This is a genomic window from Psychromonas sp. 14N.309.X.WAT.B.A12 (assembly GCF_030397575.1).
Taxonomy (GTDB): domain Bacteria; phylum Pseudomonadota; class Gammaproteobacteria; order Enterobacterales; family Psychromonadaceae; genus Psychromonas.
Genome location: NZ_JAPNXS010000001.1, coordinates 166,335 through 180,093, shown reverse-complemented (window position 1 = coordinate 180,093; position 13,759 = coordinate 166,335). Strand labels below are relative to the sequence as shown.

General features: G+C 38.5%; 12 protein-coding genes. 5 read left to right on the top strand and 7 right to left on the bottom strand.

The window, feature by feature from the left end; translation table 11 throughout:
• Nucleotides 1-62 precede the first annotated feature (62 nt).
• The 3 genes from OW492_RS00840 to OW492_RS00830 all read left to right on the top strand — a co-directional run bounded on the left by OW492_RS00840 (nt 63) and on the right by OW492_RS00830 (nt 2,965).
• Nucleotides 63-1,445, top strand: coding sequence for a sodium-dependent transporter (locus tag OW492_RS00840; RefSeq protein ID WP_290037760.1), 1,383 nt, complete (start codon nt 63-65; stop codon nt 1,443-1,445).
• 182 nt (nt 1,446-1,627) lie between these two features.
• Complete coding sequence (locus tag OW492_RS00835) at nt 1,628-1,924, top strand: HlyU family transcriptional regulator (protein ID WP_290037759.1); 297 nt, start codon at nt 1,628-1,630, stop codon at nt 1,922-1,924.
• 90 nt (nt 1,925-2,014) lie between these two features.
• On the top strand, nt 2,015-2,965 hold the full coding sequence (locus OW492_RS00830; RefSeq protein WP_290037758.1) for an AEC family transporter: 951 nt from the start codon (nt 2,015-2,017) through the stop codon (nt 2,963-2,965).
• Nucleotides 2,966-2,992: 27 nt separating this feature from the next.
• Here the strand turns inward: OW492_RS00830 and OW492_RS00825 are convergent, their stop codons facing one another.
• The 4 genes from OW492_RS00825 to OW492_RS00810 all read right to left on the bottom strand — a co-directional run bounded on the left by OW492_RS00825 (nt 2,993) and on the right by OW492_RS00810 (nt 7,302).
• Nucleotides 2,993-3,778, bottom strand: coding sequence for a 2OG-Fe(II) oxygenase (locus OW492_RS00825; protein ID WP_290037757.1), 786 nt, complete (start codon nt 3,776-3,778; stop codon nt 2,993-2,995).
• Between the two features lie 210 nt (nt 3,779-3,988).
• Nucleotides 3,989-5,026 carry a YHYH protein gene (locus tag OW492_RS00820; RefSeq protein ID WP_290037756.1) on the bottom strand — a complete coding sequence of 346 codons (1,038 nt, stop codon included), beginning with the start codon at nt 5,024-5,026 and terminating at the stop codon, nt 3,989-3,991.
• A 61-nt stretch (nt 5,027-5,087) separates the two neighbouring features.
• Entirely contained in the window at nt 5,088-6,533 is a 1,446-nt protein-coding gene (locus OW492_RS00815) for a diguanylate cyclase (protein ID WP_290037755.1), read from the bottom strand.
• A gap of 142 nt (nt 6,534-6,675) precedes the next feature.
• On the bottom strand, nt 6,676-7,302 hold the full coding sequence (locus OW492_RS00810; protein WP_290038321.1) for a glutathione S-transferase family protein: 627 nt from the start codon (nt 7,300-7,302) through the stop codon (nt 6,676-6,678).
• Nucleotides 7,303-7,728: 426 nt separating this feature from the next.
• Between OW492_RS00810 and OW492_RS00805 the strand changes: the two genes are divergently transcribed.
• Together OW492_RS00805 and OW492_RS00800 are read left to right on the top strand one after the other, a co-directional pair.
• Nucleotides 7,729-8,721, top strand: coding sequence for an XdhC/CoxI family protein (locus OW492_RS00805; protein WP_290037753.1), 993 nt, complete (start codon nt 7,729-7,731; stop codon nt 8,719-8,721).
• A complete protein-coding gene (locus OW492_RS00800; protein ID WP_290037752.1) occupies nt 8,718-9,407 on the top strand; it encodes a nucleotidyltransferase family protein in 690 nt (229 codons plus the stop codon). The genes OW492_RS00805 and OW492_RS00800 overlap by 4 nt, the downstream gene beginning before the upstream one ends.
• A gap of 79 nt (nt 9,408-9,486) precedes the next feature.
• Here the strand turns inward: OW492_RS00800 and OW492_RS00795 are convergent, their stop codons facing one another.
• From OW492_RS00795 to OW492_RS00785, 3 genes are read right to left on the bottom strand one after another with little or no spacing between them, the layout of a single operon-like run.
• Complete coding sequence (locus tag OW492_RS00795; protein ID WP_290037751.1) at nt 9,487-11,793, bottom strand: molybdopterin cofactor-binding domain-containing protein; 2,307 nt, start codon at nt 11,791-11,793, stop codon at nt 9,487-9,489.
• The gene (locus OW492_RS00790) at nt 11,774-12,253 is read right to left on the bottom strand and encodes a (2Fe-2S)-binding protein (protein WP_290037749.1); all 480 of its coding nucleotides are present in this window, start codon (nt 12,251-12,253) and stop codon (nt 11,774-11,776) included. The genes OW492_RS00795 and OW492_RS00790 overlap by 20 nt, the downstream gene beginning before the upstream one ends.
• 18 nt (nt 12,254-12,271) lie before the next feature.
• Nucleotides 12,272-13,573 (bottom strand): cytochrome c, encoded by a 1,302-nt coding sequence (locus tag OW492_RS00785; RefSeq protein WP_290037747.1) that lies wholly within the window; start codon nt 13,571-13,573, stop codon nt 12,272-12,274.
• Nucleotides 13,574-13,759 lie beyond the last annotated feature (186 nt).

Sequence of the window (13,759 nt, the reverse complement as noted above, 5' to 3'; positions counted from 1 at the left end):
ATAGATATTTTTATGTCGCATAAGACATAAATATACCTATTTATTTACATTCAAGGATTTAAATGAGTACTGATACACAAGTGTCTAATCGATGGTCAAGTCGATACGCGTATGTTTTAGCTGCAACAGGCGCAGCTGTAGGTCTAGGTAACATCTGGAAATTTCCATACATAATGGGAGAAAATGGTGGCGGTGCATTTGTACTGGTTTACCTATTGTGTATTCTACTAATTGGTATTCCTGTCATGATGGCAGAAGTAATCATTGGTAAACGTGGCCGCTCAACGCCAGCGAATGCTATTGCGCATGTTGCCGCAGAATCAGGGCGCTCATCTCACTGGTCTTTAATTGGTACGATCGGGGTTATTGCTGGTTTCCTTATTCTTAGCTTCTATGCTGTTATTGCTGGCTGGGCCGCTGCTTACGTATTCTTTTCTGGCTCAGGCGAGTTCAGTGCTGCGGCTGCAGACCCTGCAACTAATGCGGATGTGATTGGCGCACTATTTACTGAATTAATTACCAGCGTATCGCAATTAATGGTGTGGTCAACGTTAACACTTATTGCTGCTATTTACGTTATTTCAAAAGGGGTGAAAAAAGGCTTAGAAACAGCAATTACTTACTTGATGCCAGCATTACTTGTCTTGCTAGTTGGTATCATGTTTTATTCTGCTGTTGTAGGTGATTTTGCAGCTGCTTTTAATTTCATGTTTCATGTTGATTTCTCTCAATTAACCATTGAAGGAGCTTTAGTAGCATTGGGTCATGCCTTTTTCACACTTAGCTTAGCAATGGGAATTATGATGACATACGGTGCTTACCTGCCTAAAGGTGTGTCTATCGTTAAGACATCGATCACTATCGCTATTGCAGATACTATTGTTGCTTTAATCGCGGGTTTAGCTATTTACCCAATTGTGTTTGCAAATGGTTTAGAGCCAAGTGCAGGACCAGGGTTATTATTCCAATCAATCCCATTAGCGTTTGGTTCAATGCCCTTTGGTGACTTTGTAGGTACATTATTCTTTATCATGATTGTATTTGCAGCATTCACTTCAGTTATTGCACTGTTAGAGTCCCCGACAGCGTACTTAGTTGAACGTCAAAAAATGAGCAGAACTAAAGCTGCAATCGTTGCTGGTGTAGGTATTTGGGTGCTCAGTTTATGTTCAATTTACTCTTTTGCAGGTGCTGAATGGACTAAGCTATCATTTGGTATGGGCGGAGATATCTTTGAATTCTTAGATTATTTGACGGCTAATATCTTGTTACCATTAGGCGGTATATTTATCTCTATCTTTGCTGGTTGGGTTATCAAACCAAACATTTTGCAAGAAGAGCTACACTTAACAGGTACACCATTTGTAATAATCTTGATTCTGTTGCGCTTTGTTGCACCGATTGGTATTTTATTAGTATTCGCCAATGCAATAGGTTTATTGTAAACATTTAAATATGTTTAAATGTTGAATTAACCGGTTAGGTTTACGCAATAAAAAAGCAACTACTTTAGTTGCTTTTTTTATGTCTAAAACTCCTGATTATTCTTATGTAAGATAAATAACACATTAAAAGCACTTTGATTTACAATGTCTTAACAAATATATTTTTATAAGGATTAAAAGTAATGGGATTTTTGTCAACGCTAACATCACTCTTTTCAAGCGATAGTAATAACACGCCGGAAGCACCACCTGTTGAAGAGAGTACCGAATACAAAGGTTTTACTATTACTCCTTCCCCTATTAGTGAAGGAGGTCAATATCGTTTATCTGCCGCAATCACCAAACAACTTGATGAGCAATTACAAACGCATACTTTCATTCGTTCTGATGTTGTTGCTAATCGCGATGACTGTATTGATATGACCATTAGAAAAGCCAAAATTACTATTGATCAAATGGGTGATAGTATTTTTAGTTAAACCGGCATCAATTAATAATAGCAATGGATTGCACTTTTAATCGTAAGCGCTTCATTGCCTCCTATTTTCTGTTTCTATGAGTGCTAAACTATGTTTTTCGAATCCTTACAATTTTCCTTTTCTATTGTCGGCCCTATCTGTTTATTACTTTTTCTAGGCTGGTTTTTAAATAGAACAGGTACGATCAATGATAGTTTTATTGAAGTAGGCTCTAAACTAGTATTTAAAGTAACGTTACCGACACTTCTCTTCCTTAGTATTGTCAAAATGGACCACCAAGCAGAGATTGATTTTTACTTAATTGCTTTTGGGATTTCCGCTAATTTTATCTTCTTTTTACTGTGCATCATCGCCACTAAATTTTGGGTAACAGAAAAAGTCCAACATGGAGTGATCATTCAAGGTGCATTCAGAAGTAACACTGCGATCATCGGTTTAGCTTATGTGAGTAATGTATATGGTGAAGCAACCTTAGGTTTAGCTGCTGTATACGTTGCTTCACACACAATACTCTATAACATTCTATCGGTAATTATTTTATCGCCGAAAAAGGAAGGGTTTAATCTAGCGATAATTATTAATATGGTTAAGTCGATTCTTAAAAATCCATTGATCATTAGCATCTTGTTAGGTTTGGTTTGCTTTTTATTAAATATCCCAGTACCGGAACTTATCATAAATACCGGACAATATTTTTCAGATATGACTCTGCCCGTTGCACTACTGTGTACAGGAGCAAGTTTAAGTGTACAAGCGTTAAAAAATAATAGCTTTAATTGTCGTTTTTCAACTATTTTAAAAATCGTAGTCGGACCAATATTAATTACTGCTGGCGCTTATTGTTTAGGTTATCAAGGTGAATTGTTAGGGTTAGTGTTCTTTATGTCCGCAGCACCAACGGCGGCAGCGAGCTATGTGATGGCTCGAGCGATGGGGCATAGTGCGGAATTAGCTGCGAATATTATTGCTATGACGACTATTGGCTCATTAATCACCTGTAGCCTAGGTGTTTCGTTACTATACTGGTTAAAATTAATGTAGCTAGTACGCAATAAAGCGTGTTAGATATTAATCTAAGCGCCCAAAGAAAGTCATACGAGCAGACTCAGATAAACTAATATTAGGCTGTGTATTATAAGCTAATACCACTAACATCCTTGTTTGCTCGCCAACGGTTGGTGTTACCCTATGTATTGAGTTCCTACCTCTAAACAATACCAATGCACCATCCGCCATTGACAAGCTTTCGCTGTCGATAACCCCGTCTAATATTTTCCCCGACATTGAATAGTTCATATCACCATTATCAGCATCTCGTACATCTTTTACATATTCAAAAATACCGCCTTCTTTAGGGCTTTGAACCATTAACGTAATGGCAAATGATGAATTGTCGTAATGCCATCCTAGCTCTTGCCCCTCACCCGCATAATGTAAGTTAATTGATGATAATGGGTCAGCATATTCGTACAAAGCTTGTTCACCCAGCACTTCACATAAGAAATCACGAAACTCAGCCGCTTGATAAAGGCTGTGTAATGCTGAATTAACAGGAATCTGATCAGTAGTAATGCAACCTTTAGAAGAAACTACTTGGCGATTTCTTGGGTGAGAATCACTATAGTTAACATCACTTTCGGTTAAATATACGTTATGTTTATTGCTTGTATAATAAGCAAGGTGTTGATTATCTTTGCCTTCTTGTTGTAGCAATGAAATCACTGTAGCTTTTAAAAAGTCTTTTATTACTAATACGCCGGTCTTATCTAAAGTGCGCTTGCATGCCTTAATAAAGGCTTGATCTTGTAAAGGGCTACCATCTAAGTTAATGATGTCTGTTAATGCTAAAGCCATGCTAAAAATACCCCCTAAATAACCAACAACGGTTATAAATAAACTTAACTGACGGGGTCTATTATTTAATAAATAATTCAACACCTAAACTAAAGTAGCTAACAAACTAACCCTACTTAACTGCTCACATTTAACAGGTTTATTGTGAGTAAGGTTAAGCAAAGTGAAAACAAGCTTAATATAGTCACGAAACTCGTACACATGACTTAATTAATCTTTTGGAGGGCCTTGCTGACCGTTAGGACCACCTTCTGGTCTTTTTGCTTCCCCTTCAAAATGTCCTGTTTCCCCCATAAAACAACCGAATATCTGATTTGTTCCAGGTGCGGAAGCATGATAATGGTAACCACGTATAGGATCCGTTTCACCTCCACATGCATCTAAACCTTTAGACTCAACAGTATCTTTATCTGTTTTCGCATAAACTGCATATCCATCTAATGCATAGCCAATCATGGCTGAGTGCCCATCTTCCTGAATACCAATTTCAGAACACCCGTTGGCGGAATGATAATGGTAACCTTCGTGTGGGTTAGCATGTGCACCACAATCATCTAATACACCGAGAGTATAAGAGCTTAATATCATATCTAATGGTGCAGGAGGACCGAATAGTACACCATTCAAAGCAATACCAATATTAGACCTAGCATTAATAGTTGTCGACTTAGTCGCTGGCACAGGCACTTTGGGGATTAAGACTGTTTTTTGAATTCCACCATCTAAGTCTTCCAAGGAGCAAGACAAGCAGAAATTATTAAAACCAGGAATAGGCCTAGGGTCACCAGCAATCTCACAACCTTTCGCACCATCTATAACAGTAATTTCGCCTGTTTTAATATCGTACATTTGCCATTTTTTATCTTTATACAGTGTCGACAAATTTTTAATAAATTCACCGTCAACTTGATAGACAGTACCTTCACCATCAATCCATGTACCTCCATCTTCTGCACTCGACTCTATTGTTGGTGGACAATATGGGCCTTCTGGAGATGAATCAGGATCGGCTGGAGCTCCGGCAATAGTGATTCGATAACAACTGGTTTCAGTACCGCCGCTTAACGTACACTCAACGGTTTCAACATCACCAACAATAGCACCATTAGCAAACAAACTAGGGTCAACTGGTGCATTGATAACTTTTTCACCAGCATTTTTTTCTATACTCTTTTTATCCTCATCAGAACAACCGTAAACTAAAGTAAGTAGAATAATACTAAATAATAATGTTAACTGTCTTTGCATATGTTGAACCTAAACGATTTATTAAAAAAGAGACCATAACATAAACAAGGTTTATACTGGGTTAAGCTTCATTTCGCTGTGGCTTAATGACCTCTGCCAAACAAATTTGATCTCTACCCTTTTGTTTTGCTTGATACATAGCTTGATCAGCACGCATCAGTAATGACTCAATTGACTCTCCACTTTGATATATAGCTAAGCCGGCACTAAACGTTAAATTAACAAAAACATCATCGCCTATCTCAATGCTTTGCTGTTGCAATTTTTTACGTAAGTTATTAGCCATTTGTAAAGCACCAGCTTCACTTGAAACAGGCATCGCAAAAATAAACTCCTCTCCACCAATGCGTCCACAAAAATCAGTTTCTCGGCCTAACTCTTTAATTATACTGGAAAAGCCTTTTAACGCATGATCGCCTGCAATATGCCCCCATTGGTCATTAATATATTTAAAATGATCAATATCAATAAAAATAATAGTGAGATTGTATCCTGCCCGACTAGACATTTTAGCTTGTTCGTTTAATCGTTCTAACGTTGCTCGCCTATTTAACAAGCCAGTTAATTCATCAGTACTCGCTAATAATAATAACTCTTGTTCAGAGAGTTTCTTATAAATTAAAAAACTTAAAGTATCCGCTAATATCCCCATCAAAATATAATCATCTATACAAAATGGTTCAGTCGGTTTGTGGCTTGAGAAGTTGACTGTCCCATATAACTCCCCATCAACCTTGATCGGAGTTCCAATATAAGATTCCAGCTGAAAATTCTGATAACAAGGGTGATCTTTAATGTCGCTTTGCGCCGTAAAATGAAACCCTATGGTTTTATCGGCTTGCAATGTATGAACACAGTATGTGCCTGAAACATCAAAACAAGTAGAGGGTTGCAGCTCTTCATTAACATCAACACAACTTTCAACAATATAATCACTCCCCGTGATATGCGATATTATCGCGATTTCAAAACCAAAATGGTTTAACCCAATATTTAATAGCCTATCTACACGTTGGTCATAATTTAAATCAACATTAGACGTAATATTATGGATTTGTTGTAATGTGTCTAAGGACTGTTCAGCAGAACGTGCTGAACGGATAATGGCAATATAACCAACCACCTCACCTAAAGAAGAGCGCATCGCAGCACCAGTGGTTAAGCCTAGAAACTGTGCTCCGCCTTTACGTTGATAACTAACACGATAAGTATTGGCAGTTGCTTGGCTATCAGGGTTAAAACGTTTATTTCCCTGCTCCAAAAAGTCTGATTCATCAGCATAAAGCATCTTTGTTTGATGGCCATATAGTTCTTGTTTTTGGTATCCAAACAACTCTGCAAAGGTATTGTTCATATAGATCATTTTTCTTTCTGTATTCGCAACTAAAACGGCTTCAGAAAAATTATCAAACATTTCCGTTAATAACGTCAGCTGTAACATATCTGTTTTAAAATCAAACGTATTAAACAATATTTTATTTGAACTCTTGTTGTGTTCTTCATCCATAAATACACCTTAAAAAGTATCAGGCCTAAAAGAAACTGATCCCTGTCTTAATAATCTATACCATTAAATATATTATAAGCTTAATGGTATTACCTTAATGCTAGCCCTTTTTTAATCAATCAATGAATAAATAAATAATTGATTAATTTATACCTTCTTGTAGCATCATTGTTTGTACTGCATCACGTTTTAACATTGCTTGATAATGGTCATTAATGTGTGTCCAATCCTGTGCTCTACTCGTGTAACATCGACTCCAATATGCAATCATAAACAGATGAAAATCTGCACCGCTCAAGGTATCACCTAATAACCAAGGACCATTACTTGATAACTCCTTATCTATAATGCTCCAACAATGAGAAAGATCTAACGCAGCTTGTTCAACGACCTCTTGAATCGCATTTTCAGTACTAACAAACTGTTCAGGATGAGCCCAACGATCAATCGCCTCTTGTAATGTATTAGACATCCATGACATATATTGATAATAAATACCGCGTTTTGGAGAATTTAAATCAGGCGCTAATCTCGACTCGGGATATTGATCTAATATATACATTAAAATGGCAGCTGACTCATAAATGATTTGCCCATTATGTAATAACGTAGGTACCTTACCATTGGGGTTGATTGCTAAGTATTCTGCTGATTTTTGCATCTTTTTTGACAGGTCTATTTCAACCATTTCATAATCAATATTTAATTCTTCAAAAATTGCATGGCTTGCCATATTGGCACCGCCTTTATCCCAATATAAAGTGTAAATAATCTTGTTCCTTTTTATTGTATTTTCAATTGCGACTGTTCAAGGTTTTGTTTAACTATATGAATAGTCGAATTAAATATTATACATAAAAGTAGTGATGATTATTAATAAGCAATAGAGACAGAACATATATCATCTATATATGACTTTAATACCAAATAATTAGTATGAATAAAGATAGCCCGCATTAAAGTTTTTTCAATATTTAAGCGTTTTTAATTACTGCAGATTTAAAGAGTAGACTAAAAAACATGATAAAAGTCTCGAATTATCGTAACATTACCAGTTAATAAGCATATTTAATTGTATGCTTATTTTTACTACAATTTATAAGTCATCAATAGAAGAAGACACATTATAAACTGTTCATAATGAATAGATATTCAGCAAAATAGCATCATATATACAACAGTGTATTGGAGTTTAATGGCACACCATATTGAAGATTTATTAGCGCAGTGGAAGTTATTCCCTAATGATAATTGGGTGCTTGCAGTGATTACTAAGATCCAAGGTTCATCTTATCGAAAAACTGGAGCCATGATGTTATTTCATGGTTTGGGTAAGAGTATTGGTTTAGTCAGTGGAGGTTGCTTAGAAGGTGATTTACTGCGTCATGCACAACGTTCAATTCAACAAGATCAAGCCATTAACGTCACTTACGATGCCAGTGATGAAACTGATGCCAGCCACCAATTAGGTTGTGGCGGTATTGTTGATTTATTATTAATACCGGTGACGCCAAATAATAAATACTTACATTTAGAAACACTTCGACAACAATTAGAAAGCAGCCAATGTGAATTTCGCATCCCGCTAGTTGATACGGGTACCCCCTCAGCAGCAGTTAACGCACAAGTCGTACCTATTGATATCAAAGAGAAGAATCTAAAAGCATCCGTCAATAGTGTACCCAATTCAGGGTTAAAAATACTTAATATCCCTTTTAGGCCGCGCTTTCATTTAGCTATCTTTGGCGGTGGCTTAGATGCACAACCTTTAGCTAAATTGGCTTTACAGTTAGGTTGGAAAGTATCTGTATTTGACCAACGCAGTAGTTATGCACATCCCATTAATTTTGTGGATGCAAAGATAATTAAAGATCCTATTTCATCATTACAACCATCTCACCTTAATAAAGTCGATGCGGTTGTTGTTATGCAACATAATCTAGGTTTAGATGCACTAGCAATAAAATTGGTTGCTACCAGTAGCCCTGCTTACATTGCTCTACTCGGTCCACGCCATCGGAGAGATCAAGTATTCGCTAAGGCACAAGTTAGTTTGTCGGATTTTTCTAGTTTTTTCTCTGCGCCAGCTGGATTTGATATCGGTGGAGAACTACCTGAGTCTATTGCTTTAAGCATTCTAGCGGAGTCTCATGCGGTCTTACACGGTAAGTTAACTAAAACAAAATGAAAGATCTAACCATTAAAAAAATTAGCCTAATCTTATTAGCGGCAGGCCAGAGTCGTCGCTTTAAGGGTATCAAATTAATGCAGCCAATTACCGCAATTGACCATAATGGGGAACAAGTCACTCAACCACTATTGTTACATGGCTTAAATAAACTTAAGGCCCTATCTAATTATCTACAGTCTTTGAATATTGAAAGCCAAATCATTGTTGTCTTAGGCTCTCATCAAGAGCAATTACAAGATTTATTACCTAATTCCACTCAGGTTGTGATTAATAAAAACAGCCATGAAGGGTTATCCACATCAATAAAAGCAGCCATAACAGCCAGTTACCAAATTGATGCCAGCGATATGTTATTAACCTTGGGCGACCATATAGGAGTTAGTATTGATAATTACCAACAGTTAATTGACCTTTGGGTGCAAACCCACCATAACGTCTGTTCATATTATCAAAATCAACTCGCTGCACCGGCCATCTTTAACCAAAGGCATTTCAATGATTTAAATCAATTACAAGGTGACCAAGGAGCCAAGCCTCTGTTACAAAAACTAGCAGAAACCGAACAATTGAAAACATTAACTTTAGCTAATGGTATTCATGATATTGATACAGAGGAAGATCTATCAGCTTGGCAACAACAGTTTTTATCTATTACGATAAAAGACAGCCATACTAAAGATTAATAAAAGTAGAAAATAGAATAAAAAGGTGTGCTGCTAAATACTGTATTAGCAATAGTTAACAGCACATTAGTCATTTACTTTAGGCTTGGCTCAATGCCGCTCTTAAGTCTTTTGGCTTCATTGGTAGTTTACGTAATCGTACACCCACTGCATTATAAATTGCATTAGCAATCGCAGGAGCAACAGGCGTTACCGCAGGTTCGCCCAAACCAGAAGGTGGGTATTGATTAACCATAAACTCAATCTTCACCTCAGGGGCTTGTGCTAAACGTAATGGTGTATACGTATCAAAGTTATCATCTTTGTATTGCCCATTAAGTAGCTCTGTCCCTTCGTATAAAGCCATTGAAAGTCCCCATAAAGCAGCCCCTTGGCACTGTGCTTCAGCCCCATTTGGATCAACAATAATGCCTGCATCAATTGCAATCACTAACTTTTCTACATCTACCAAGCCATTTGCTTTGTCTACTTTAACTTGTACACCGCAAGCCACCCATGTAGGCATTTCACGCTCTTGACCAAAGGTAGAAGCAATACCTATACCGCTATTTTCCGGCTGCTCACTGCCCCAGCCAATCATTTCGCCAGCTTTCTTCAATACAGCCGCTTGTCGTGCAGCACCACCTTCAGCAACAGGTGTTGAGCCAGCGTTACGCCCTTCTGCGATCAACATATCCAACCGAAATTGCAATGGATCTTTACCTGCATGATGTGCAGCTTCATCCATAAAGCTTTCAACTGCCCAACCTGTCCAACCAGGCCCTACTGAACGTAACCAACCCGGTCTAAAGGTAGCCATTGCTAAATCATTAGAAATCGCACGTACTTTTTGAGCTCCAACTTGATACCAATGGTCTGCACCAGCAATCGAGAACGGATCATAGGGCTCATCATTAACCCCTTTAGGCATAAAACCAGGTGCTAAAGCTTGAGTTGGCCATCCCGCTGCGGCGTGGTGTTCCATACCAATCACAGATTTATTTTCATCAAAAGCCATTTTTAATTGTTGTACCGATGCTGAACGCGCACTATCAAATTGTATATCTTGTGCACGGGTCAATATCATTTTAACAGGAACCCCACCCATTGCTTTCGAGGCTAACGCAGCAGGTACAGTATAATCACCATTTAATCGACGACCAAAGCCGCCACCTAGCATATAACTGCGCAGTACGATGTTTGCTTCATCTTCAGCTAATGCTTTAGCTAAAACAGGCAAAGTTAATGATTGCCACTGACACCCCGAATGCACTTCCCAAATTCCATCAGGATTTTTAAATACTAATGCGTTCAGCGGTTCCATTTGCGCGTGTAATACAGTATCAGTAATATATTGTTCAGAGATATTACTACTTGCTTTAGCAAAGGCACTTTCTGTATCAACATTTCCAGTATCTAAAATACTGCCTTTGCTTTGGTCATCAATCAGGGTTTTACCATGATTAATAATGTCCGCTTCTGAAACCTTGGTGGTTGCGCCAGCATCCCAAGTTACTTCAACCAATTTTGATGCTTTTTGTGCCGCTATAAAACTGCTTGCAATCACCATTAACCAGCCAGTTACACTTTCACTCGGGTCATCCAAAATAATGGTTTTTTGGTAGCCTTTAACCTGCTGTGCAGCGGTATCATCAATACTGACTACTTTTGAGCCATATCGCGTTGGTGGCAAAATTGGATTGGCATAAACCATTCCTTCAACTTTTGCATCGATGCCATAAATAGATTTACCATTGGTTTTATTGGCAATATCTAATGAAGTGACTTGCTTCCCCACCAGCTTAAGATCTTGGTTCGGTTTAAGTGGTAATGTTTTTAATTCATCTTCGGTGAATTGACGGGTTAACCCTAACTCCACTAACTTCCCATAACTGATCTCACCTTTGCTAGACACTATCTTACCGTCTATTGCTTGACACTGTGCAGCAGGAATTCCCCACTTTTTAGCTGCAGATTCAATCAAGGCGATACGACCGGCAGCACCAGCTTTACGATACACAGGCCAACTTTGTGACACAGACCAGCTGCCGCCAGTTACCATAAAACCCCAGCGGGGATCACTGTCTACATGAATAATTTCAATATCATCCCATGACGCTTCAAGCTCATCAGCTAAAATACGTGCGATGGCGGTACCAACATGTTGACCCATTTCAGATCGAATAATGTTTACTTTGATTTTTCCTGCCGTATCGATGGAGTACCATAAAGACGGTTCATAAACATCCCCTTCACTTGGTAAAACTTTACCATCAGGAGACGCAGGGTTCATTGCAGCTAATAAATGACGTGGAAAACCAAAGCTCATTCCCACTGAGGTCATCGCAATTAAAAAACCACGACGAGTAATACCTCCAGATTTACCTTTAGATATTCTGCTCATCATTATGCTCCTTAATTTTATTTGCTGCTTCATGGATCGCATCACGAATACGAATATAAGTCATACAACGGCATAAATTACCGCCCATCACTGCATCAATATCCTTGTCAGACGGGTTTGGAATATCTTTTAATAAGGCCGCTGCCTGCATGATTTGTCCAGATTGACAATAACCACATTGCGGCACTTGAATTTTCTTCCAAGAGATCTGTAATGGGTGATCATCTTTCTCAGCTAAACCTTCAATAGTGGTGATTTCAGCGCCTTCAACAGATGAAACTGGCGTGATACAAGAACGTGTTGCACGTCCGCCCACATGTACGGTACAAGCACCGCAGGTACCAATACCGCAACCGAACTTAGTACCGGTCATCTCTAATTCATCACGTATAACCCACAATAGAGGCGTATCGCTTTCAACATCGGCGCTCTTTAATTCACCGTTTAATATAAATTTTGCCATGATTACTTCTCCAGTGAATTAATGCTCAAATCGAGGTTGGTTTCGAATCTCACCGACTTGCTCAAGCAACTTAGGCCAACTCTCTTCCCCTGCCGCTTGACGTAAATAAGCGGCTATCGATGCGATATCTTGATCACTTAATGCATTTCTGAAGCCAGGCATAACAACGCCATGGATTCCTTGGTCACTACGTACACCATCTAACATGATATTAACTAAATTAGTTGGTTTATCGAGGTGAGTAGATGAACCCAAAGTAATTAATGGGCGACCTTTAACAATAGTTTCACTACTGTAATGACAAGCCTGACAGGTTGTCGCATATAATCTAGCACCTTCATCAATACGAAGATCCGCTTGTTTATGCTGTGCTGCAATCGCTGACTTTAACGACTCGCTAGTACTTGGGTCGATACTTTGATCTGTTCCATTGTTAGCAGCAAAATACACACTAATAGCTTCAATATCACTATCAGGTAAAGCGGATAAACCTTTATGCATCACTGGAGCCATTGGCCCTGCGGCACTGCCATGATAAGGCGAGTTGCCAGTTGTTAAATATTCATAAAAATCTTGTGCTCGCCAAGGGATCGGAGACGTACTGGTTTCAGTTAACGACGGTGCAATCCAACCATCTATAGCAGCACCTTGATACATTTCATCATACTTTTCACCACCTAATGCATTACGTGGAGTATGGCAAGCACCACAGTGGGCAACGCCTTCAGCAAGATAAGCACCACGATTCCATTGTTCAGACTGTGCGCTATCTTTAACAAATTGCCCTGTATCGGCAAAAAGTAATTTCCATCCTGCTTGTAATGCACGGATATTTAAAGGAAATGGGATACCATTGTCTTTTTTAACTTGTTCAACGGCTGGTATTGAGGTCATGATATACGCATAAATTGCATTAATATCTTGATCGCTCATTTTGTTGAAGTGTTCATAGGGGAAAGCGGGCAATAGATGATGTCCATCACGACTCACACCTGTACGCATAGCGCGCATAAATGCTTCTTCAGACCAACTACCAATGCCGGTTTTAACATCCGGGGTAATATTACTGGAATAGATGGTGCCAAACTCAGTATGCATCTCATAGTTACCTGCATATTCTTGACCACCTGGTGGTGTATGACAGGTACTACAATATCCAGCAGATGCTAAGATCTTACCTTGAGCAATAACTTCTGGGGAATAATCCTTGGTCAACGGCGGGGTAACGGGATCAATTGATGAGTTCCAAGCATATAAACTAAATAAACCTAAACCCAGCAACGATGCTCCGCAAACGCCTATTACGATGCGTTTCAACATAATGCACAGCCTTTTTTTGAATTTAATAGTGATAAGGAGTTAATTTTCAAGCGCACTCTCCCTGTTTGGCTTTGTAAGACAGCGGTAATGTCATCAGTATTTTGTCCAGAAATACCGGCCATTAGCCATTAGTGTTTTAAATATTTGTTGTTAAAAGAAAGTGATCAAATAGAACACTTAAACAAA

Coding starts and splice junctions, on each gene's coding strand:
- OW492_RS00790 (WP_290037749.1), bottom strand. CDS start 12,253: ATGGCAAAATTTATATTAAACGGTGAATTAAAGAGCGCCGATGTTGAA.
- OW492_RS00840 (WP_290037760.1), top strand. CDS start 63: ATGAGTACTGATACACAAGTGTCTAATCGATGGTCAAGTCGATACGCG.
- OW492_RS00820 (WP_290037756.1), bottom strand. CDS start 5,026: ATGCAAAGACAGTTAACATTATTATTTAGTATTATTCTACTTACTTTA.
- OW492_RS00830 (WP_290037758.1), top strand. CDS start 2,015: ATGTTTTTCGAATCCTTACAATTTTCCTTTTCTATTGTCGGCCCTATC.
- OW492_RS00815 (WP_290037755.1), bottom strand. CDS start 6,533: ATGGATGAAGAACACAACAAGAGTTCAAATAAAATATTGTTTAATACG.
- OW492_RS00805 (WP_290037753.1), top strand. CDS start 7,729: ATGGCACACCATATTGAAGATTTATTAGCGCAGTGGAAGTTATTCCCT.
- OW492_RS00825 (WP_290037757.1), bottom strand. CDS start 3,778: ATGGCTTTAGCATTAACAGACATCATTAACTTAGATGGTAGCCCTTTA.
- OW492_RS00835 (WP_290037759.1), top strand. CDS start 1,628: ATGGGATTTTTGTCAACGCTAACATCACTCTTTTCAAGCGATAGTAAT.
- OW492_RS00800 (WP_290037752.1), top strand. CDS start 8,718: ATGAAAGATCTAACCATTAAAAAAATTAGCCTAATCTTATTAGCGGCA.
- OW492_RS00785 (WP_290037747.1), bottom strand. CDS start 13,573: ATGTTGAAACGCATCGTAATAGGCGTTTGCGGAGCATCGTTGCTGGGT.
- OW492_RS00795 (WP_290037751.1), bottom strand. CDS start 11,793: ATGATGAGCAGAATATCTAAAGGTAAATCTGGAGGTATTACTCGTCGT.